The sequence below is a fragment of the Streptococcus parasanguinis genome (assembly GCF_001073155.1).
Lineage (GTDB): Bacteria > Bacillota > Bacilli > Lactobacillales > Streptococcaceae > Streptococcus > Streptococcus parasanguinis_D.
Genome location: NZ_JVEE01000043.1, coordinates 24,317 through 46,270 on the forward strand (window position 1 = coordinate 24,317; position 21,954 = coordinate 46,270).

General features: G+C 45.1%; 22 protein-coding genes. 19 read left to right on the plus strand and 3 right to left on the minus strand.

The window, feature by feature from the left end:
* Positions 1 to 318 (plus strand): DUF4298 domain-containing protein, encoded by a 318-nt coding sequence (locus tag ADH92_RS07580; protein ID WP_049498003.1) that lies wholly within the window; start codon positions 1 to 3, stop codon positions 316 to 318.
* 339 nt (positions 319 to 657) lie between these two features.
* Here the strand turns inward: ADH92_RS07580 and ADH92_RS10395 are convergent, their stop codons facing one another.
* Positions 658 to 828 (minus strand): DUF3042 family protein, encoded by a 171-nt coding sequence (locus tag ADH92_RS10395; protein WP_003014881.1) that lies wholly within the window; start codon positions 826 to 828, stop codon positions 658 to 660.
* 83 nt (positions 829 to 911) lie between these two features.
* On the opposite strand from ADH92_RS10395, the gene miaA reads away from it, so the two are divergent.
* The 7 genes from miaA to ADH92_RS07615 are packed head-to-tail and all read left to right on the plus strand — an operon-like array spanning position 912 to position 6,469.
* On the plus strand, positions 912 to 1,799 hold the full coding sequence (miaA, locus tag ADH92_RS07585) for a tRNA (adenosine(37)-N6)-dimethylallyltransferase MiaA (protein WP_049498004.1): 888 nt from the start codon (positions 912 to 914) through the stop codon (positions 1,797 to 1,799).
* Positions 1,792 to 3,039 (plus strand): GTPase HflX, encoded by a 1,248-nt coding sequence (hflX, locus tag ADH92_RS07590; RefSeq protein WP_049498005.1) that lies wholly within the window; start codon positions 1,792 to 1,794, stop codon positions 3,037 to 3,039. Before miaA ends, hflX begins: the two co-directional genes overlap by 8 nt.
* Positions 3,023 to 3,652, plus strand: coding sequence for a cystathionine beta-lyase (locus ADH92_RS07595; protein WP_049498006.1), 630 nt, complete (start codon positions 3,023 to 3,025; stop codon positions 3,650 to 3,652). The genes hflX and ADH92_RS07595 overlap by 17 nt, the downstream gene beginning before the upstream one ends.
* Before the next feature lie 3 nt (positions 3,653 to 3,655).
* Positions 3,656 to 4,585 carry a ribonuclease Z gene (rnz, locus tag ADH92_RS07600; RefSeq protein ID WP_014713571.1) on the plus strand — a complete coding sequence of 310 codons (930 nt, stop codon included), beginning with the start codon at positions 3,656 to 3,658 and terminating at the stop codon, positions 4,583 to 4,585.
* Between the two features lies 1 nt (position 4,586).
* The gene (locus ADH92_RS07605) at positions 4,587 to 5,342 is read left to right on the plus strand and encodes an SDR family NAD(P)-dependent oxidoreductase (RefSeq protein ID WP_049498007.1); all 756 of its coding nucleotides are present in this window, start codon (positions 4,587 to 4,589) and stop codon (positions 5,340 to 5,342) included.
* A 10-nt stretch (positions 5,343 to 5,352) separates the two neighbouring features.
* The gene (locus ADH92_RS07610) at positions 5,353 to 6,063 is read left to right on the plus strand and encodes a class I SAM-dependent methyltransferase (RefSeq protein WP_049498008.1); all 711 of its coding nucleotides are present in this window, start codon (positions 5,353 to 5,355) and stop codon (positions 6,061 to 6,063) included.
* 1 nt (position 6,064) lies between these two features.
* Positions 6,065 to 6,469 carry a GNAT family N-acetyltransferase gene (locus ADH92_RS07615; protein ID WP_049498009.1) on the plus strand — a complete coding sequence of 135 codons (405 nt, stop codon included), beginning with the start codon at positions 6,065 to 6,067 and terminating at the stop codon, positions 6,467 to 6,469.
* A 51-nt stretch (positions 6,470 to 6,520) separates the two neighbouring features.
* Here ADH92_RS07615 and ADH92_RS07620 read toward each other — a convergent pair whose 3' ends face one another.
* On the minus strand, positions 6,521 to 9,316 hold the full coding sequence (locus ADH92_RS07620; protein WP_049498010.1) for a Spy0128 family protein: 2,796 nt from the start codon (positions 9,314 to 9,316) through the stop codon (positions 6,521 to 6,523).
* A 194-nt stretch (positions 9,317 to 9,510) separates the two neighbouring features.
* On the opposite strand from ADH92_RS07620, the gene recJ reads away from it, so the two are divergent.
* The 6 genes from recJ (at position 9,511) to ADH92_RS07650 (ending at position 15,943) form a co-directional block, all read left to right on the plus strand.
* Positions 9,511 to 11,736, plus strand: coding sequence for a single-stranded-DNA-specific exonuclease RecJ (gene recJ / locus ADH92_RS07625; protein ID WP_049498011.1), 2,226 nt, complete (start codon positions 9,511 to 9,513; stop codon positions 11,734 to 11,736).
* Positions 11,733 to 12,326 carry a TipC family immunity protein gene (locus ADH92_RS07630; protein ID WP_049498012.1) on the plus strand — a complete coding sequence of 198 codons (594 nt, stop codon included), beginning with the start codon at positions 11,733 to 11,735 and terminating at the stop codon, positions 12,324 to 12,326. The genes recJ and ADH92_RS07630 overlap by 4 nt, the downstream gene beginning before the upstream one ends.
* Positions 12,327 to 12,485: 159 nt before the next feature.
* Complete coding sequence (locus ADH92_RS07635) at positions 12,486 to 12,998, plus strand: adenine phosphoribosyltransferase (RefSeq protein WP_003002788.1); 513 nt, start codon at positions 12,486 to 12,488, stop codon at positions 12,996 to 12,998.
* 101 nt (positions 12,999 to 13,099) lie between these two features.
* Complete coding sequence (gene metA, locus ADH92_RS07640) at positions 13,100 to 14,044, plus strand: homoserine O-acetyltransferase MetA (RefSeq protein ID WP_049498013.1); 945 nt, start codon at positions 13,100 to 13,102, stop codon at positions 14,042 to 14,044.
* Positions 14,045 to 14,053: 9 nt separating this feature from the next.
* Complete coding sequence (locus ADH92_RS07645) at positions 14,054 to 14,737, plus strand: DnaD domain-containing protein (protein WP_049498014.1); 684 nt, start codon at positions 14,054 to 14,056, stop codon at positions 14,735 to 14,737.
* Between the two features lie 18 nt (positions 14,738 to 14,755).
* A complete protein-coding gene (locus tag ADH92_RS07650; protein WP_049498015.1) occupies positions 14,756 to 15,943 on the plus strand; it encodes a glycerophosphodiester phosphodiesterase family protein in 1,188 nt (395 codons plus the stop codon).
* A 41-nt stretch (positions 15,944 to 15,984) separates the two neighbouring features.
* On the opposite strand, the gene add is transcribed toward ADH92_RS07650, so the two are convergent.
* Positions 15,985 to 17,004, minus strand: a complete 1,020-nt coding sequence (gene add / locus ADH92_RS07655) for an adenosine deaminase (RefSeq protein ID WP_049498016.1) — start codon at positions 17,002 to 17,004, stop codon at positions 15,985 to 15,987.
* A 136-nt stretch (positions 17,005 to 17,140) separates the two neighbouring features.
* On the opposite strand from add, the gene yghU reads away from it, so the two are divergent.
* From yghU to ADH92_RS07680, 5 genes are all read left to right on the plus strand, one after another.
* On the plus strand, positions 17,141 to 17,929 hold the full coding sequence (yghU, locus tag ADH92_RS07660; protein WP_049498017.1) for a glutathione-dependent disulfide-bond oxidoreductase: 789 nt from the start codon (positions 17,141 to 17,143) through the stop codon (positions 17,927 to 17,929).
* Positions 17,930 to 18,251: 322 nt separating this feature from the next.
* A complete protein-coding gene (locus ADH92_RS07665; RefSeq protein WP_049498018.1) occupies positions 18,252 to 18,941 on the plus strand; it encodes a tRNA (adenine(22)-N(1))-methyltransferase in 690 nt (229 codons plus the stop codon).
* Positions 18,928 to 19,725 carry a Nif3-like dinuclear metal center hexameric protein gene (locus tag ADH92_RS07670; protein ID WP_049498019.1) on the plus strand — a complete coding sequence of 266 codons (798 nt, stop codon included), beginning with the start codon at positions 18,928 to 18,930 and terminating at the stop codon, positions 19,723 to 19,725. The genes ADH92_RS07665 and ADH92_RS07670 overlap by 14 nt, the downstream gene beginning before the upstream one ends.
* Positions 19,726 to 19,731: 6 nt before the next feature.
* Entirely contained in the window at positions 19,732 to 20,823 is a 1,092-nt protein-coding gene (locus ADH92_RS07675) for an NAD(P)/FAD-dependent oxidoreductase (protein ID WP_049498020.1), read from the plus strand.
* 252 nt (positions 20,824 to 21,075) lie between these two features.
* Positions 21,076 to 21,900: a ZIP family metal transporter gene (locus ADH92_RS07680; RefSeq protein WP_049498024.1), complete on the plus strand. Its 825-nt coding sequence runs from the start codon at positions 21,076 to 21,078 to the stop codon at positions 21,898 to 21,900.
* Positions 21,901 to 21,954 lie beyond the last annotated feature (54 nt).

Sequence of the window (21,954 nt, forward strand, 5' to 3'; positions counted from 1 at the left end):
ATGGCAATTGCACAGGAAAACATCGAACGGATCCAAAGAATGGAAGGTTATTTGAATGACTATGCCAAGACTTTGGAAGAAACCAAAAAAGCAGTGGATCAGCTAAAAGAGCATCAAGAAAGCTATATCCAACTGCGCGATTATTATAGTAGTCAGGTCTATTTTGATGATTTAGACTTGTCCAATCAAGCTGACTTTCCAGCAGATCTTCCTTGTGGTGTCTTGTCCGAAGATGCCGTCTATGATTTGTTAGACGAGCATTTTCAGATGGGAGTGGAACTCTTGGAGATCGCAACGAAGATGATCAAAGAACGGTGAAATCATTTTTTATATTTTATCTTTCCTTAGGTGACGGCGGACGCTAGCGAACTTCTACGAAGTTCCATAGCTAATTATTGAGCCCCTTCGTTCTTGAAATTCTTAGCTCAGGCTAAAACAGTTCCCCGAACTGTTTTACTCTCAATAATTCCGAGTACCTGAAACAGCTCCTGTTTCAGGTACTTTTGTCACTGCGGAAAGAAAAATATATAAATGATGACATAGTGAATTGTAGGATTACTTGACTAATTCATTGGATATTTCGACTGACTTATTAAAATGTAAAAGCAACTAACAACCACACAAAAAAGCTCCGGTTTTCCGGAGCTTTTTGAATGATTAGTGTGAGACACGGCGACGTGCTGCTTTTTTGCGGTTTTCTTCAATGAAAGCTGCTTTCTTTTCTTCTGGCTCGATTACTTTTTTCTTGAATGTATAAACTGCACCTGCGACAGCAGCAACTGTACCGGCAACACCAGTAACAAAACCTTTACCAAATCCTTTAGCCATGAGAATTTCTCCTTTTCTGAACTTTAAATATTTATGTTATAATATATGGTAACGAAAAAACGTGAATTTTGCAAGGAAAAACGATGAAAACCAAGATAATTGTGATTGTGGGACCGACTGCTGTTGGAAAGACAGCTCTTGCGATCGATTTAGCACAAGCTCTCAATGGTGAAATTATCAGTGGCGATAGTCAACAAGTCTATCGCAAGCTGGATATTGGAACAGCAAAGGCGACACCAGAAGAGCAAGCTGTAGCTCCCCATCATTTGATCGATGTCCGGGAGGTGACCGAGTCTTACTCGGCTTTTGATTTTGTAAGAGAAGCTAAGGCTGCGATTGAGGATATCACAGCTCGAGGCAAGCTTCCTATCATTGCAGGTGGGACGGGTCTTTACATCCAAAGTCTGCTCGAAGGTTATCATCTAGGTGGTGAAGTTCCTCATGAAGAGATTCTGGCCTATCGTGCTCAATTGGACTTGCTGTCGGACGAAGACTTGTACCAAAGGGTGGCGGAGCAAGGACTTGTGATTCCTCAGCTCAATCGCCGTCGGGCCATGCGGGCTCTTGAAATTGCGCATTTTGGGCAGGACCTCGCAAACGAAGAGACCGATTATGCCCCCTATCTCATCTGTCTAGATGATGAACGGTCCTTGATCTATGATCGCATCAATCGCCGAGTAGATCGCATGCTAGAGGAGGGCTTGCTGGATGAAGCACGGTGGCTCTATGATGACCATCCGGAAGTTCAGGCGGCTAAAGGCATTGGCTACAAGGAACTTTTTCCTTACTTTAAGGGAGAGCAGAGCCTTGAGGAAGCCAGTGAGATCCTCAAGCGCAATACGCGTCGCTTTGCCAAACGGCAGTTGACCTGGTTTCGAAATCGAATGGAAGTGACCTTCTACGCCATTTCTGCCCCCCACTTCAAGGAGCAGGTTCTTGCAGATGTAAAGGAGTTTTTACAGCATGATTGAAACAGAAAAAAAACAAGAACGCATCCTTCTGGTCGGTGTGGAACTTCAAGGCATGGACAATTTTGATATGTCAATGGAGGAGTTGGCAAGCCTGGCTAAAACAGCCGGTGGAGATGTCCGGGGCTCTTATACACAAAAGCGGGAGAAATACGATACCAAGACCTTTGTCGGCTCAGGAAAACTAGAAGAAATCGCTCAAATGGTCGAAGCAGATGAGATTACGACCGTAGTGGTCAATAACCGCCTGACCCCCCGTCAAAATGTCAACTTAGAAGAAATCCTTGGGGTCAAGGTCATTGACCGGATGCAGTTGATTTTAGATATCTTTGCCATGCGGGCTAGGAGTCATGAAGGAAAGTTGCAGGTGCACTTGGCCCAGCTCAAATACCTTTTGCCACGTCTTGTCGGTCAAGGGATCATGCTCAGCCGTCAAGCTGGGGGAATTGGTTCTCGTGGTCCAGGGGAAAGTCAGTTGGAGTTGAACCGCCGGAGCGTTCGCAATCAAATCACCGATATCGAGCGCCAGCTCAAGGCAGTTGAAAAGAACCGGGAAACCCTTCGTGAAAAACGCTTGGAATCACCTGTCTTCAAGATTGGTTTGATCGGCTATACTAATGCAGGAAAGTCGACCATTATGAATCAGCTGACCAGTAAGAGCCAGTATGAAGCTGATGAACTCTTTGCGACCTTGGACGCAACAACTAAGAGCATCCATCTAACAGGCAATCTGCAAGTGACGCTGACCGATACGGTTGGTTTTATCCAAGATCTACCAACAGAGTTGGTATCGAGCTTTAAGTCGACCTTGGAAGAAAGTAAGAATGTAGACCTTCTGGTCCATGTCATAGATGCGTCTGATCCCAATCATGAAGAGCATGAAAAGACGGTGTTTTCGATCATGAAGGACCTGGATATGCTGGAGATTCCTCGCTTGACCCTTTACAACAAAGCAGACAAAGTAGCAGACTTTACACCAACCCAGACACCTTTTAGCTTGATTTCAGCGCGCTCTGAGACAGCCCGTGAAGATCTCCAGGCTTTGCTTCTAGAAAAATTGAGAGAACTCTTTGTTCCCTTTACCATTCGCGTTCCTTTTTCAAAATCTTATCGGACACATGATCTAGAAACAGTAGCGATCATTGACCAGCGCGAATTTGAAGAGGATGTCGAGGTCATTCAAGGCCATATAGCAGAGAAAAATAAGTGGAAGTTGGAAGAATTTTATGACGGATTACGTTAATTTAGCAATAAAATATGGAGGCTATACCAGCCTCGATCGGGTCTATCTGACCAATCTTTTAAGCACGATCCCTGAGGAATTGCGTCTCCGTGTGATTACGCCTCCCCCAAGTGTGATCAATGCCTATTTCGCCGAGCTCTACCAAAAGAAGAGCCCCAAAGAGGCCATGGATTATTTCTTGGACTTGAGTCGGGTATTTGACTTATTCACAGTTCAGCAAACCTTTGATGAACGAAAGCCCTTTATCCGCCTCAACTTATCAGGTAAGTCTTATGGCTTGGCTTACGTAAATGAAGAGCTAGCCTGTGTCTTTGCTGAACATCCAGCAGAGGCTATCACTCCCGCCATTTTATTTGAAATCGCAGAGATCTTTCCGCATTGCTTGGTCTTTGAAAAAGATGGCAAGATCTGCTTGCAAGAGGCTGAACCAGAAGTGGTCTCTAAAACAGAAGCCCTTTCAGCCCTGACTGACTTGATGACCTTGAACGATGGACGCTTGAAACTGTCAGGATATAACCAAGAAGAGCTCCTCGAGCTAGCGCAAGCCTACCCAGGTAACCTTTCTTTCCGTTCAGAGAACCGGACGGCCATGATTTATATAGATAGAAAGTAGACAATGGACATTCAATTTTTAGGAACGGGAGCTGGGCAACCCTCAAAAGCCCGTAATGTATCGAGCCTAGCGCTCAAATTGCTGGACGAGATCAATGAAGTCTGGCTCTTTGATTGTGGCGAAGCGACACAGAATCAAATTTTAGAAACGACCATTCGTCCGCGAAAGGTTAGCAAGATCTTTATCACTCACTTACACGGAGACCATATTTTTGGTTTGCCAGGTTTCCTCTCTAGTCGGGCCTTTCAGGCCAATGAAGAGCAGACGGATCTGGATATTTATGGTCCAGCAGGCATCAAATCCTTTGTCATGACCAGTCTTCGCGTATCAGGATCTCGCCTGCCTTACCGCATTCATTTTCATGAATTCGATGAACATTCTCTAGGTAAGATTTTAGAAACCGATAAATTTACGGTTTATGCGGAGGCTTTGGACCACACCATTTTCTGTGTGGGTTACCGGATCATGCAGAAGGACTTGGAAGGGACGCTCGACGCTGACAAGCTGAAGGCAGCGGGCGTTCCATTTGGTCCGCTCTTTGGCCAGGTCAAAAATGGACAAGATGTCACCCTGGAAGATGGGACTAAGATCATTGCTGCGGATTATATTTCAGCCCCTCGGCCTGGTAAGATTATCACGATCCTTGGAGATACCAGAAAGACTGATGCCAGCGTCCGCCTTGGGGTCAATGCGGATGTCCTCGTCCATGAGTCTACCTATGGTAAGGGCGATGAGAAGATTGCTAAGAAACACGGTCACTCGACCAATATGCAGGCAGCAGAAGTGGCGCGTGAAGCTGGAGCCAAGCGCCTTCTTTTGAACCACATCAGTGCTCGCTTCTTATCAAAAGATATCAGCCAATTGCGCAAGGATGCGTCCAGCATTTTTGAAAATGTCTATGTGGTCAAAGATTTGGAAGAAGTGGAGATCTAAGATGCGAACCATTCTCATAACAGGAGCAAGTGGAGGTTTGGCCCAAGAAATGGTCAAGCTCCTCCCTGAAGATCGGCTGATTCTCCTAGGCAGAAATCAAGAAAAACTGGAAAAGCTCTATGCCAGTCATCCTCAAGCTGAATGCATCGGGATCGATATCACTGATTCCTCAGCCGTCCAAGATTTGGTAGAAGAGCTCTATCAGCGCTACGGGCAGATCGATATCTTGGTCAACAATGCAGGCTATGGGATTTTTGAGGCCTTCGATCGCATTTCTGACCAGCAGGTGCGGGAGATGTTTGAAGTCAATACCTTTGCCCTCATGCAGCTTTCACGTTTGATGGGTGCGCACATGAAGGAAGCAGGCAAGGGGCACATCGTCAACATCGTCAGCATGGCGGGTCTCGTTGCAACTGCCAAATCCAGCCTTTATTCGGCTACTAAGTTTGCGTCCATTGGCTTCTCCAATGCCCTGCGGCTAGAACTCATGCCCTTTGGTGTCCATGTGACGACGGTCAATCCAGGCCCCATTCGGACCACTTTCTTTGATCAGGCAGACCCAGACGGAAGCTATGTCAAAGCTGTGGATCGCTATATTTTGGAACCAGACTTTGTGGCTAAGAAGATCGTGAAGAACTTTGGAAAAGCAAAACGTGAGCTCAATCTGCCTTGGCTCTTGAACCTGACCCACAAGCTCTATACCCTTTTCCCACGTATTTCGGACACGTTAGCCAGCAAGATGTTTAACTTCAAATAGGGGGAGTTAGATGGCAGCAAATATTCAAGTCTATTTAGAAAATCTCCAGCAACCTTGGGGACAGATCTATTATGACATTCTTTTTGACCAATTAAAAGACATCAAAGGCAAGTGCGTGCTTGATTTTGGCAGTGGCTTCGGCCTTGTAGCCAACCACCTGGCGCAAGACAATGACGTCCTTGCTGTAGAACCCAATGAGGAAATGGTGGCCTTGCGGGCCCAGGACCATCCCTATCAGCAACTGGTTGGAAGTTTGGATCAGTTAGCAAGCCTTGAAAATGCCAGCTTTGATGTCATCCTCAGCCACAATGTCCTGGAGTATGTAGAGGATCGCAAGGTGATTCTCAAGGAATTCACCCGCCTCTTGAAACCAGGTGGTCTGCTCTCTATCGTCAAGCACAATGAAGTTGGCCGCGTCCTACAGACCGTCGTCTTTGAAAATGATACCCAGAAGGCGCTTGATCTCTTAGCAGGTCAGGACTTGGAAACCCACTCCATGGGCTTGGCTCAGGCCTATGATCTCGATAGAGCAGTGGAAGATCTAGCCCTTGAAGTTCAGGACTACCAAGGAATTCGAGTCTTTTATGCCTTGCAGGACAATCGCTTCAAGGGTCAAGAAGGCTGGCGAGAGTCTATGCTTAAGATGGAGCTAGCCGTTTGCCAAGAGCCGCCTTACCGGGATATCGCCTTCTTCCAGCACTATACCTTAAAAAGGAGTTAAGATGGTACATTACAAACAAGAAATTCCAGCGTTAGCAGACTTACTCGCACTCTATAGCTCAGTCGGCTGGACCAATTATACCAACAACCCAGCTATGCTGGAAGAAGCTGTCAAAGCCAGTCTCTGGCAGTTGGCCGTCTATGATGAGAAAGAGCTCGTCGCCTACATTCGCTTGGTAGGTGATGGCCACTCGGTTATTTTTGTGCAGGACCTTTTGGTAAGACCAGATCACCAGCGCCAAGGCATTGGAAAGAAACTCTTAACAGAGGCTTTAGCGACCTTCCCAAATGTCTATCAACGGCTCCTTGCTACTGAACGTAGCGAGAAAAATCTAGCCTTTTACCAGTCTCTCGGCTTTGTCGAACTTTCCGAGCAAGCCTGTACAGGGATGATTTATAAAAATTAATATCATACAAGAAAAAGATCTAGTCACGTTTGACTAGATCTTTCATGTTTCTTAGTAGTCTTCTTTCTTCTTAAGTTTCATAGAAGCAATAGCTGTAGCGATTAATGTCATACCAGTTGCAAGAAGTCCTAAATGATCAGCAGTTCCTGTTGACGGAAGAGATCGTTTACCTTCTTTAGGCTTGTCACTAGATTTAGGTTTTTCACTAGGCTTATCTCCATTGGATGATGGAGGTGTTGATGTTTTCGGTTTATCTGTTGATGGTGGTGGTGGAAGAAGTTTATTCACCACGTTTCCTTTATCAACTTCAAGATTGCTAGCTGAAGCAAAGTCGCTTGCAGAAACCTTGATGACTTCATTTGAAAGTTGGTAACCACTTGGAGCTGAGAGCTCTTTAATGACATACTCTTTAGCTTCAAATCCAACAAAGCTTGCAAGTCCATCTTGACCAGAAATTGCTTGCGCTTGGCCTTGTCCATATGGGTTGGCAACAGGTGTCACACCATCTGCTTCAAAGAGTCCAAATACTGCACCGGCTAGGTAATTACCCTTTTCATCCACTTTACGAACCTTAAGGGTGTAGAGTTTCAGTTCAGGAATATCAATTGTTGGTGGAGTTGGTGGAATCACCTTGTTGATAAAGGTTTTCTTATCTCCATAAGCAACGACTGCTTGGATAGCATTTGACGCTTCATCTTTTGTGACAGTAACTGTGACATCCACTTGACCTTCGTCGTACTGGATGTTTGCCTTATCAGCTGGTACGACTTCTTTAATGGTATATTTATGAGTACCAATCATCGCTTCCGTGTAGGCGATCGCATCAAATGTCACTGTACCATCTGCAGCATTTTGTTTTGTTTGAAGAACAGTTCCATTTTCGTCCAAGAGGTTAAAGCTAAATTCACCACCTTGAAGGTCACGACCTTCTAAAATCTTGCTTGTGGTAATTTGTTTTTCACTTGGAGTTGGAGGTGTCGGAGGTGTGTACGTGTTGGTGAAAGTAGGAGTATCCTTTTTACCGTCGTATTGCACATCCGCATTCAATTGTCCATTTTCGTCTTTTGTAACAGTTACTGTTACAGTGTGAACAGTTTCATCATAAGTAATAGCTGATTCTGGTGTAGCTGGTTTTTGTTCAACAATTGTGTACGTGAACGTACCAGCTTCATTAAAGCTTACTGGATTGAAGAGAATATCCCCATTCTCACCATTTGTCTTGGTATCAATGAGCGTACCAGCTTGATCCTTGAGAAGGAAAGTAAACTCATTTGCTTTCAATGTACGATCGCTCGAACCATTGATCGCCAATACTTTTTTAGCCTTGAATTGAGCTGACGTTGGTTTCACTGTTGGAGGAACAGGAGTTGGAGGTGTTTTCGTATTTGTAAACGTATCACCTTTCTCAGCATCTCCACCTGAGTAAGTGACAGTAGCGACGAGTTTGTCGTTTTCTTTTTTCACATCGACAGTAGCCGTGATACTTTGTGTACTATAGTTGATAGTAGCATCCGTACCCTTGTTTTCAGTGATAGTGTATGTATAGCTACCTTCCTTATTGAAGGTTAGAGACTTGAAGTTGACAGTGCCATCTGCTTTATTTTTAGCAGTTTCAACTACCGTATTATTTTCATCTTTCAAGACAAACTCAAATTGACCTTCTGTGATTGGAACTTGTTTATGTTCCTGATCACCAGCTACTTCGAAAGCTTTTTTAACAACAAGATTTGCTGAAACCGGGCTAATAGTTGGTTCGCTATTGAAAACTTTAGCATCGGCTGAGGCGGCTTTATTCACCCAAGTGTTTTCTTTTGAAACACTTTCTTGGTGTTGATCACTTTTAAGGCTAGCTACATTAGTAACACTCTTAATTTGATCAGCATGTTGCAACAGTGTTTGGTAAGAAAGAGTAATTTCATCTGTTGATGCATTTTTAAATTGGTCACTAATCTTAGTTAGATCAAGTTTAAATCCGTGTTCAGTCCACTCAATATATGGTTCTAACCCAAGGCCAGCCATTGGGATTCCATTGGCAACAAAAGTTTTTCCATTTACCTTTAGGTCAAATGAAGCAGGAAGGTAAGTTCCTCCCTTGAAGTATTGAGCAACATCTTGTCCTTTAGTAGATTTAATACGACTAAAATCAAGTGCTGGAAGGTTAGGCATTTGGTCAGTAAAGACGATACTTGATGCAGGTGCTTGTTTATCGACAGCATTATTTACTGAGATATGCCAAGTTAAAAAACCATCTGCTTGTTCATCCGTTACTGTTAAAGTATCTCTCCAGTCAGGAATTCCTGTTGGTCCCCAGATCTTCTGTGCATGTTGTAAATTAGTATTATCAGTAGCACCAGAATTGTACTTTTTAATTGGGAGCAATAATGGAACTGGGCCTTGTCCAGAACGTTTAACGATAACAGATTCGGTACCGATTTTAATCGTTCGTTCTTGATCTTTTCCGGTCGTATTGTCTTTATCCCATTTGTAATAGAAGGAGACATTTCCTTCAGCCCCTTTATTTCCACCTTTAACAAAGGTGATGGTTAGGGTCTTTCCGTCGTCTGAGACTTTACCAGTTGCGATCTCTTCTCCCTTCTCATTCTTCATTGAATTGAAGGCAGAAGAAGCGAATTTGACGTCTTCTGGCATAGAAATTTTAAAGGTATCACCTATTTCTACGCCAGTTCCGATTTCCCAGTGGTAAGAGATTTGATCTCCGTCCAATTTTGCTTGGGTTATCTTTACTTGGGTTGTTAATTCTTTTGCTTGTGTTACTTTACTTCCTGCTACAAACAGAAAAAGCACAGCAGCTAGCAATGAAAAAACAACTAAAATTGGTTTTTTCATAATTCCTCCTAATTTTTAGTATTACCAAACAAGTCCATTGTACTAATATATAGTAATAAAGTCAAAGAAAAAGCACTATTTTATTATACTGTTTTGTCATAATGATTTTATACCAAAAAAATCGTTTATTTCCCGCCATTTTCGGCTTTCATGATATAATATTCAGATAAGAAAAAGAGGAGACCAAAAGCTAGATGATCACTTCAAAATACGATTGGCAGTTAGCTTCGCCAAATGCAGATGAGGCCTTTTTAGTCCTTGCCAAAAAAGCAGGCCTGGAAGCATCCGTAGCAACCTTGCTGTATGAGCGTGGCATTCAGACCAAAGAGGATTTAGAAGACTTTTTAGAGCCCAAGCTTGAGAAGCTACACGACCCTTATTTGCTCCATGATATGGACAAGGCAGTGGAGCGCATCCGACGGGCCATCGAAGATTATGAGCAGATCCTGATCTACGGAGACTATGATGCGGATGGGATGACCTCGGCCTCTATTATGAAGGAAACCTTGGAGCAGATGGGGGCAGAGGTGCAAGTCTACCTACCTAACCGCTTCACAGACGGCTATGGTCCCAATGAGAGTGTCTACAAATACTTTATTGAGCAGCAGGGCATTTCCCTGATTGTCACGGTGGACAATGGGGTAGCGGGCAATCAAGCCATTGCCATTGCCCAAGCGATGGGAGTCGATGTCATCGTGACGGACCACCACTCTATGCCAGAGGTTTTACCGGATGCATATGCGATCATTCATCCGGAGCATCCTGATGCGGATTATCCCTTCCATTATCTAGCAGGATGTGGTGTGGCCTTTAAGTTGGCCTGTGCCCTCCTAGAGGAAGTACCAGTCGATCTCTTAGACCTGGTAGCAATTGGGACCATTGCTGACATGGTCAGCCTAACAGATGAGAATCGGATCCTGGTCAAATACGGTCTGGGTGTTCTCCAACATACCCAGCGCATGGGCTTGCAGGAACTCTTGGAGATAGCAGGGATTCGTCCGGAGGATGTCAATGAAGAAACGGTTGGTTTTCAGATTGCTCCTCGTCTCAATGCTCTTGGCCGCCTCGATGATCCCAATCCAGCCATTGAACTCCTGACTGGATTTGACGATGAAGAGGCGCATGAGATTGCCCTCATGATTCATCAGAAGAATGAAGAACGTAAAGAAATTGTCCAAAGCATCTATGACGAAGCTAAAACCATGGTCGATCCGAGCTTGTCCGCCCAGGTCTTGGCCAAAGAAGGCTGGAATCCAGGGGTCCTTGGTATTGTCGCTGGTCGTTTGTTGGAAGAGCTTCATCAGCCGGTCGTTGTTTTAAGTATCGAAGATGGACGGGCTAAAGGAAGCGCTCGGAGTCCTGAGTCGGTCAATATCTTTGACGCCCTCGATCCCCACCGGTCGCTCTTTGTCGCCTTTGGAGGGCATGCCGGTGCAGCAGGGATGACCTTAGATGTGAACCAACTTCCTGCCTTGTCACAGGCTCTTACGGATTACATTGCAGAACAAGATATTGATCTCAGCAGCAAGTCTAGCTTAGCCATCGACGAGGAATTGCATCTAACAGAACTGACGCTTGAGACCTTGAAAAGCTTTGAGCGCTTGAGTCCTTTTGGCATGGACAATAAAAAGCCAGTCTTTCTAGTCCGTAACTTTAAGGTAGAAGGGGCACGCTCGATGGGAGCTGGCAATATCCACTTGAAACTCAAAATTTCTCAAGAAGATGCGACCTTTGAGGTGGTTGCCTTTGGCTTGGGAAGCTTAGAGTCAGAGTTTGCGCAAGCGCAAGACCTAGAGCTAGCTGTGCAGTTGTCGGTCAACCAATGGAATGGTCAAACGACCCTCCAGCTCATGCTGGTTGATGCGCGTGTGGATGGTGTGCAGCTCTTTAATATCCGCTCTAAAAATGCTAGCCTCCCCGCAGGTGTTCCCATTCTTGATTTTACCCAAGAACTGCCAGATCTAACAGGGGCACACGCTGTGGTAGTTGGAAATATCCCTGAGGATTTAGAGCAACTACGGCAAATCTTCCAAGAGCATGATTTCCAGGCCGTTTATTTCAAAAATGAGATCGCCAAAGCCTACTATCTGACAGGATACGGCAGCAGGGACCAGTATGCCAAGCTCTATAAGACCATCTACCAGTACCCGGAATTTGATGTCCGCTACAAACTCAAAGACCTAGCGGCCTATCTCAAGATCCAGCAGATCCTCTTGGTCAAAATGATCCAGATCTTCCAAGAGTTGGGCTTCGTGACCATTGAAAATGGCATCATGAAGGTTAATAAAGAAGCAGAAAAACGCGAAATCGCAGAAAGCAGCATCTACCAAAACCTCAAACAAACCGTGAAAGAGCAGGAGTTGATGGCCCTTGGAACAGTTCGTGAAATCTATGACTATCTGACAGGTCAGGCCTCATGAAAAGACAGCTAAAATATTTTCTATGGCTCAGCCCCTTCCTACTTTTTGCTCTTTATTGGTTGGGACTCTACCTGAGTCTCAAGAATCCCATGGAAGAAATCAACTATGCCGAAAATGGTGGATGGATGCGCTATGTGATGTTTAAGCCCTATACAGAAACGATCGGAAGTGATCACATCTGGAAGGAAGATGAAGGATTTCAAATGTATCCCTATTCAGATAAAATCGTTGGTGGTCAGGAAGACCTATCCGTCATGATGTTTAGGGGAACTTCCAACTGGACCTATATGTATGATTTTAAATTGGAAAAAGGTGTGACACTCGGATTTATATTTAAATACGATTCGTCAAAAAAGCTGTTTTTCCAGAAAGAGGTCTACCTTTCTAAAGAAGATACTACCTACGAGGGCCAGCAACTCCTTGAGAAACTTGCCACCTATGGCAAAGACCGTGCTTGGCTTCGAGACCAAAGTAAGAAAGTCGCTGAACAATACATCCTTGGTACCTGGTTCAAAAATGGAAGCTCCCGATATTCCCTGAAAAACTTGGGAGATATGAAAATCGAGTACAATAAATTGATAGAAGAATAGTAAGTTTTTTTGGAACTCAATCCCACATCATTTTTCGGATGTGGGATTTTTGCTTTTGACGCGGGAGCTTGGGAAAATGATTTGGCAAAAAATGATGCAAGTTAGTGGAATTCATGATATAATGGAATGTAAAAAATTTTTTATGAAAGAAAGTTAACTATGAATTTAAAAGATTACATTGCAAGCATTGAAAACTATCCGCAAGAAGGAATTACCTTCCGTGATATCAGCCCTTTGATGGCAGATGGCAATGCTTATAGTTATGCGATTCGTGAAATCGTTCAATACGCAACGGATAAGAAAATCGACATGATCGTTGGTCCTGAAGCGCGTGGTTTCATCGTTGGATGTCCGGTCGCTTTTGAGTTGGGAATTGGATTTGCGCCTGTTCGTAAACCTGGAAAATTGCCACGTGAAGTCATCTCTGCTGACTACGAAAAAGAATATGGTGTTGATACCTTGACCATGCACGCTGATGCTATCAAACCAGGTCAACGTGTCCTCATCGTTGATGACCTTTTGGCGACTGGCGGTACGGTGAAAGCAACCATCGAAATGATCGAAAAACTCGGTGGAGTTGTTGCAGGTTGTGCCTTCTTGATCGAGTTGGACGACTTGAAAGGTCGCGAAGCGATCGGCGATTACGACTACAAAGTCTTGATGCATTACTAATATAGTCTAATACTATAACTGGCTACAGAAAAACCATAATTGAAAACTATAAGCTCCTATCATATAATGTTAGTTAAGAACTTGTAAGATGGGAGCTTTTTATGCCAATTACTCTAGATAAAAAATTACCAGCAGTCGATATCCTTCGTTCAGAAAATATTTTTGTCATGGATGATGTTCGGGCGACTCACCAAGATATTCGGCCGATGAATGTTCTCATTCTTAATCTGATGCCGACCAAGGTTGCGACAGAAACCCAGCTCTTACGGCTCCTTGCCAACACGCCCTTGCAGATCAATGTAGATTTCCTCTACATGGCGAGCCATGAATCCAAGAATACAGCGGCAGAGCATTTGGAGAGCTTCTACAAGACCTTTGAGGATATCAAGGAGAATTACTATGATGGCTTGATTGTGACCGGGGCTCCTGTCGAAAAGATGGACTTTGAGGAAGTGGACTACTGGGAAGAATTAACCCAGGTCTTTGAATGGTCCAAGCGGCATGTCTTTTCTACCTTGCACCTTTGTTGGGGAGCCCAGGCTGGACTGTACCACCGTTACGGGATTCAAAAAGTAGAGCTCTGTGACAAGCTATCGGGTATCTATGACCAAGCAGTGGTGCGTCCCGATAGTCTGCTCATGAGAGGCTTTGACGATCGCTTCCTTGCCCCTCATTCCCGCTATACAGATATTCCTTTGAAGGAAGTCCTTGAAAAGAGCAATCTTCAAGTGATCGCGCAAGGAAATGAAGTTGGGCTTTCCATCATTGCTAGTCCAGATATGCGTGAGGTGTATAGCTTTGGCCATCTGGAATATGATCGCGATACGCTGGCAAAAGAATATCACCGAGATGTCAAGGCAGGCTTGGATCCGGATGTTCCCAAGAATTATTTTGATGGGGATGACGCTAATACAGAGCCTCGCATTCGTTGGAATCTAGCTGCAACGACCTTCTTTAGTAATTGGATCAACTATGCGGTTTATCAAGAAACACCTTACCGCTTGGAAGAATTGGAAAAAGATATTTCATTTTATGGTTACCTATAAAGAGGAATTATGACATATTCACAAGCATTTAAGTATGGCAACTTGGTTCTTCCGAGTGCCTTGCTTTTTCATTATCATGAGTTGTTTGACCAAGCAGATGACTACTTGGTTTGGCAGTTTTTCTTCCTTCAAAATACGACTGGCCAAGATGCCTTAACTCCCAATCAGATTGCTAGTCATCTGGGAAAAACGGTGACAGAGGTCAATCGGATTATGTCCAATTTGACTACCAAGGGACTCCTTCAATACCGGACCATTGAGCTTAATGGCGAGATTGAAGCTATCTTTGATGCGACTATTGCCCTGGAGCGCTTGGATGAGATTTTAGAAGCCCAAACACAAGGGAAGGCACAAAGCGCGCCTGCGAAGGGAAATGTCATCAAGGACTTGGTGGAAACCTTCCAACAAGAACTGGGACGACTCTTGACACCTTTTGAGATTGAAGATTTGACCAAGACCGTGCGCGAAGATCAGACAGATCCAGATGTGATCAAGGCAGCATTACGAGAAGCTGTCTTTAACGGCAAGCCTCACTGGAAATATATCCAAGCCATTTTACGCAACTGGCGCAGTGAAGGCATCAACAGCCTGGCCCAAGTAGAGGCGAAGCTACAAGAACGCGAGCAAGCCAACCCACGCAATGTGACGGTTTCAGACGATTTCTTGAAGGCCATGGATTTGTGGAAGGATTAAGAGGAGACGATTGATCAATTGAAATGGGGAGATAAAAACAGACGCAGACGATTTAGATGGCTCTATCCGACTATGTTAGTGGTCGGATTGTTTTTATTGTTTGGCATGATCAGCTTTTACTACGTACGGACCAACCTATTAACTTCGGGCCTGTACCCAGTAGAAGAGACTCTACTAGAGGCTGGCTATACCAAAACGAAGACAGGATTTCGTAAAAAAGATGCCAATGTAATCATTGACATCCAGTGGAACGCAAAAACAAAGGTATTTGATAAAAATCATTATCGCTTTAAAGCCCATCAAGAGACAACTTTCTGGAAGAAAACCTATGTGGATAAGGAAACACTTGAACGTTTGACCAATGGCCAGCTGTCTAACCAATATGGTTTCGTGCAGTACACCAAGGTTAATAAGAAAGATTGGCTAAGGGTTTCTCCAAGACTAATAGCCCACGCTGGAGGGACGGTCCGGGAGAAGGAGTACAATACGAAGTATACCAATTCCTTAGAGGCTTTACGGCAAAATTACAATCTCTGCCATCGCTTGTTTGAAATGGATTTTAATTTGACTAGTGACAAGAAATTAGCTGCAGTTCATGATTGGCACCATTTTGGAAACAAAGATGATGTCGCACCTTCTTCTAAGGAATGGAAGAAATTTCAGGGTTATGGTTCCCCAGAAACACCAAGTCGCTTTACGACCATGTTAATAGGGGATGTGTTTGATCAAATGATAATTAATCGAGATATGGTGTTGGTGACAGATACCAAATCGATGGAAATCCCTAAGGAAGATAGGATTACACAATTTAAAGAACTTGTTTCAGAAGCAAACAAGCGAGACAAAGAACTATTGGATCGTGTGATTCCACAAATTTATCATCAAGAGATGTTCGGAGAAATCGAATCTATTTATCCTTTCAAGCACGTGATCTATACGCTCTACGCCTCACCAGATAGTGGAGAAGAAGTGCTGGATTTTATCGCCAAGCACAAGGAAATCGAGGCGGTGACCGTCCCTATCGACGATTCTCGCTTAACTCCTAAGTTTATCGAACAGGTACATAAACTTGGAAAACGGGTCTATGTTCATACCATTCAAACCTATGAGAGCCTAACTAAGTATGCTGCGATCAATGTTGATGGCTTTTACACTGGCTTATTGACTCCACAGGATATGGCCGTGTATGAATCCGTACCGAAATAAAACAGAAAACTAGCCCTTTCATCAGGCGCTAGTTTTTTCATTTATAGATAGTCCGCGTAGGCTTTTTCTAGTTTGGTAAGGAGTGCTTGTTTTTCCTCATCGCTAGCAAAGGAAGCCTGGATGGCATCGACATTGTGTTGGTAAAAGTCAGTTTCCTTGGTTTGGAAGTGCTGATGGTAGAGGGCATATTCCTTGGTGAGGTCGGTATCAGATACAGTCCGGTTATCGGTATTGATACTGATCCGAGCTCCGGCTGCCTTCATCTTCAAATAAGGAAAATCTTCTATAGTCGGTGCTGCTTTTGTTTGTAGGTTGCTGGTCAAGCAGAGTTCACCGGTGACTTCATTTTCAACAAAAGACTGGAGTAAGGCTGGTTCATGAGATAGAGCTGTCACGTGGCCATTGCGTTTGATGCCAAAAGCAATCGATTGGGCTACAAAGTGTGGGCAATGACACTCACCTGCGTGAAGCGTCATGGGCCGATGGTAACTCTTGACTTGCTCGATTAAAGGTCGAATATCTTCTGGAGAGTAGTTGTGCTCATCCCCGGCAAAGTCAAAACCAACAAAATCTTGATCACTAACTTGGTTGGCTTCTGCAAGAATGCGAGAGGTGACTTCTTGATCGGACTGGCGCATGCCACAGACCAAGGCTTTTGCAACAATGCCAAATTCCTCCTGGGCTTGGCGTAGACCATCGCAGACAGCATCGATGGTTTCTGGGACGGTGAGGCCTTGGTCCATGGACAATTCTGGTGCAAAGCGGACCTCGATGTAGACGACATTTTCGAGAGCAGCTTGCTTGGCCACATCGTAAGCAGCAAGGGTCAAAGCTTCCTTGGTCTGAAGAAGAGGTCGAATGTAGTCAAAGGCCTCCAAATAGTCCAAAAGATTCTCACAGTGGGTAGGTGCGATGACATGGTGCTTGAGTTCCTCATCGCTAGCAGGTAGGTCAATATTGGCCATGGCTGCCAGCTGGCGAATGATTGGAAGCGACAAGGAACCGTCTAAGTGACAGTGAAGTTCTGTCTTTGCCAAACTATGAAAATCGATCGTGGACATGGTTTTCTCCTTAAAATTGTATTTTTTCTATACTATCATTTTGACAAAAAAAGTCAAGTAGCCTTCGCGTAGCAGATCTTTGAAAGGGAGCCCAATATTTGATATGCTAGGAGTAGCGAAATAAAGGAGAAGAAAGATGTCAGACTATCAATTACCAGAAGTATGGGAAGCACCGAGCCAAATGGGAGGAGCCTGGGGTGGCTTGAACCAACCAACAGCAGGTGCCCGCTTTGAGCAGACCCTTCCAAAAGGCGACCAGCCTTTCCAACTCTATACCCTTCCAACACCCAATGGGATCAAGGCTACCATTATGCTTGAAGAACTGAAAGAGCTGGGAGTGGATGCAGGCTATGACGCTTATCGGATCAAGATTGGCGAGGGAGATCAGTTTGGTAGTGACTTTGTAGCCATCAATCCAAACTCGAAAATTCCAGCTATGTTGGATCAATCAGGCGATCAAGCCATTCGTGTCTTTGAATCGGCCAATATCCTCCTGTATCTAGCAGAGAAATTTGGCAAATTAATCCCGATTGATCCGGCTAAACGGACAGAAGTGCTCAACTGGCTCTTCTGGCAGACGGGTGCTGCACCTTTCTTAGGGGGAGGTTTTGGTCATTTCTTCCACTATGCGCCGGAGAAAATCGAGTATGCCATCAACCGCTTTGCCATGGAAGCCAAACGTCAATTGGACTTATTGGATAAGGAGCTTGCCACTAAACCTTATATCGCAGGGGATGACTACACCATTGCAGATATTGCCATCTGGTCTTGGTATGGCCGTCTAGCCCAAGACAAGATCTGGGACCGTGCAGGGATATTCCTAAATGTGAAGGAATACAAGCATCTGCAGGCTTGGACAGAGAAAATCGCCAATCGCCCAGCTGTGAAACGTGGCTTGGAAGTAGACTATAAGGAAATTGACTAAAGTCTAAGTATAGATAATTCAATTGTATTGAGATTTTCTTTAGGTGAGTTCGGACGTCAGCGAACTTCGTAGAAGTTCCATGACTTAGTTTTGAACCTAAGGTTTCAAAACTCCCGAGTGCATGAAACAAAAAGTTTCATGCACTTTTCTCACTGCAGAAAACTCAATACGTATTTTTTTGGCTCCAAAAATAAGAGATTTCTCGACTTATATAGCTAGCTAGAACAATTTAGCAACAATTTGATAAGGCGCCGTCGCGCCTTTTTTTAATGGTGCAAACATGGTATACTAAAGGGTGGAATAAAAGTTTAGAAAGTAGCACATGGAATTTACAAAATTATCAAATCGCTTGGACTTGGTGGCTAGCTTCGTCCCAGCTGGAGCGCGTCTGTTGGACGTGGGAAGTGACCATGCTTATCTGCCAATCGCCCTCTTACAAGAAGGTAAGATTGAGGCCGCTATTGCTGGTGAAGTGGTAGAGGGACCCTATCAGTCTGCCCTGCAAAATGTCGCCGATAATGGCTTAGAGGACAAGATTGAAGTCCGTCTGGCCAATGGCTTGGCTGCCTTTGAACCAGCAGACGGCATTTCCTGTATCACCATTGCTGGCATGGGCGGACGCTTGATTGCAGATATCTTAGCGGCAGGTCTTGAGAAATTAGCCAATGTCTCTCGCTTGGTTCTGCAGTCCAATAATCGAGAGGATGAACTGCGGGCTTGGTTAGTCGACCACGATTTCCACATTATTGATGAAGCTATCTTGGAAGAAAATGAGAAGTTTTATGAGATCCTTGTGGTGGAACACGGTTCTCAAGAGTTGACAGCCAAGGAACTACGCTTTGGTCCCCATTTGATGCGGGAACAAGCTCCAGCCTTTGTCCAAAAGTGGTCCAAGGAAGTGGAGAAATTAGCCTTCGCCTTGGAGCAGGTCCCAGTTGAGAATCAATCTGCCAGAGAATCGTTAGAAGAGCGCATCGCTCACATCAAGGAGGTTCTACATGTTAGCAAGTGAAGTCATCAAACGCTATGAATCCTATTGTCCTCAGGAATTGTCTATGGAGGGAGATGTCCGTGGCCTACAAGTCGGCACGCTACAAAAAGACATCAAGAAGGTCATGGTAGCCCTAGATATTCGGGAGCAGACGGTGGCAGAAGCAATCGCTCATGGGGTGGACTTGATCATCGTCAAGCACGCGCCTATTTTCCGTCCCATCAAGGATTTGGTAGCTGATCGGGCCCAAAATCAGATTTATATCGATTTGATCAAGCATGATATCGCAGTCTACGTCAGCCATACTAATATTGACATTGTCCCAGATGGTCTCAACGATTGGTTCTGCCAGCTCTTGGACATTGAAGATACAGAGCCCCTCAGTATGACAGGGGAAGGACTGGGAATCGGCCGGATCGGTCGGGTAGCTACTCAAACCTTTGGTCAGTTGGCTGACAAGGTCAAAGAAACATTTGGCTTGGATGCTTTGCGCTTGGTCTGTTATGATCAGGCGGATTTGGATCGGGTTATCAAGCATGTCGCCATCTGTGGAGGAAGTGGCCAGTCCTTTTACAAGGATGCTCTCGCCAAAGGAGCAGAGGTCTATATCACCGGAGATATCTACTACCACACGGCTCAGGACATGCTGAGCGATGGGCTCTTGGCCTTGGATCCAGGTCACCATATCGAGGTTCTCTTTGTGTCAAAATTAGTAGAAAAGCTCAATCAGTGGAAGTCTGAGGAAGCCTGGGAGATTGAAGTGATTGGCAGTCAAGCCAGCACCAATCCTTTTTACCATATCTAAGGGGGCATGATGAAAGTTGCCATTATCGGTGCAGGGATCGTAGGGTCCACTGCAGCCTATTATTTATCCAAAGAAGCACAAGTGGATGTGACCGTCTATGACCATGGAGTCGGCCAAGCGACTAAGGCGGCAGCAGGCATTATTAGCCCTTGGTTTTCTAAACGGCGGAATAAGGCTTGGTATCGCCTGGCTCGTCTGGGAGCAGATTTTTACCAAGAATTGGTAGAAGATCTGGCCAAGGACGGAATTAAAACAGATTTTTACCAGCAGACCGGCGTCTATCTCCTCAAGAAAAAGGAAGAAAAATTAGACGAACTCTATCAGTTGGCGCTGAGTCGTAGGGAAGAATCTCCCTTGATTGGAGACTTGGCGATCTTGATCAAGGTAGAAGTGGCCCAGCAATTCCCAGGGCTGCAAGGTTTTGAGAAGCTGGTCTATGCATCAGGTGGTGCTCATGTGGAGGGAGCCCTTCTAACGGAAACGCTTCTTAAAGCCAGTGGGGCAAGAGTGATCAAGAAAGAGGTTGCTCTCTCAGTCTCAGATGATGGCTATCAGATTGCAGGAGAAAGCTATGACCAAGTTATCCTAGCAACAGGAGCCTGGTTGGGGCAAATCCTTGAGCCACTTGGCTACCAAGTTGATGTCCGTCCGCAAAAGGGGCAACTGCGGGATTATCAGCTAGACCTAGATACTGCTGATTATCCTGTGGTCATGCCTGAAGGAGAGCTGGATATCATTCCATTTCAGCAGGGCAAGATCAGTATGGGAGCTACCCATGAAAATGAGATGGGCTTTGACCTGACAGTGGATCAAGTTCTGCTTAATCAGATGGAAACAGAAGCCATGTCTTACTATCCAGAACTCGCTCAAGCCGAAGTTATCGGGGAGCGCGTGGGAACCCGTGCCTACACCAGTGACTTTTCACCATTTTGGGGAGCTGTTCCTGATCAAGCAGGCCTCTATGTCGCCAGTGGACTTGGTTCGTCTGGCCTCACAACTGGTCCCCTCATTGGGTGGCACCTAGCCCAACTCGTGGTAGGAGGAAACCTGCGCTTAGATCCAGCAGATTATTCAGTTGAACAATATGTGAAGAAGTAGGCTGGGACAAAAGTCCTAGCCTCTCAATTTTCTTTGGATTGTCGAGCAAGACGCAGTGGTTGAGTGGGCTCTACTACGCTGAATTCATCAGCTTTTACAGCCTTACTCAACTGTGCGGACGTGGGACGACGAAATCGAATTCTAACGAATTACCGATTTCTGTCCCACTCTCTTTTTTTCGAAAGACCTTCCGTAATTTGGCCAAAAATAGTAGAATAGAAGAAGTGAATCATCAAGAAAATGGGAATTGTTATGAATTGGTTTCAATCGCAATCCGTGGTCTTACAGGCCTTTCTCGCAGGATTGTTTACATGGGGCTGTACCATTGTCGGGTCCGCCATCGTCTTTTTCTTCAAGCATATTAGTCGCAAATTACTGGACATCATGATGGGCTTTGCGGCAGGAGTCATGATTGCGGCGTCATTTTGGTCCCTCTTGCAACCCTCGATTGAGTATGCGGAAACCTCCTATGGGAGCCTGGCTTGGTTGCCGGCGGCCATTGGTTTTCTAGCTGGAGAATTTTTCCTCCGCTTGATTGACGCCATCGTCCCTCACCTTCATATGACGAAGGAGATTGAAGAGGCTGAGAGTATCCATACGCCGAGGGAGAAGAAGTTGTCTAAGACAACCCTCCTCTTTCTCGCCATTACCATCCACAATTTCCCAGAAGGCTTAGCAGTCGGTGTGGCCTTTGGAGCTCTGGCTAGCAATCCAAGTCCAGAAGCCTTTATCGGGGCGGTTGGTTTGGCTATCGGGATTGGTTTGCAAAATATCCCAGAAGGGGCTGCACTTTCGATCCCAATCCGGACGGATGGAAAATCTCGTCTCAATGCCTTTTATTGGGGATCCATGTCAGCCATCGTTGAGCCCATCGGAGCTCTGCTAGGGGCAGTAGCGGTCTTATCCATGACGGCTATCTTGCCTTACGCCCTCTCTTTTGCGGCAGGTGCGATGATCTTCGTGGTGGTTGAAGAGTTGATCCCAGACTCCCAGACCAATGGCAACACAGATGTTGCGACCCTGGGCCTCATGGTTGGCTTTGTCATTATGATGATCCTAGATGTCGCTTTGGGATAACCTGTCATCACCTTGTAACACAAATGCAAGGTGACTTTTTTATATAAACATGAT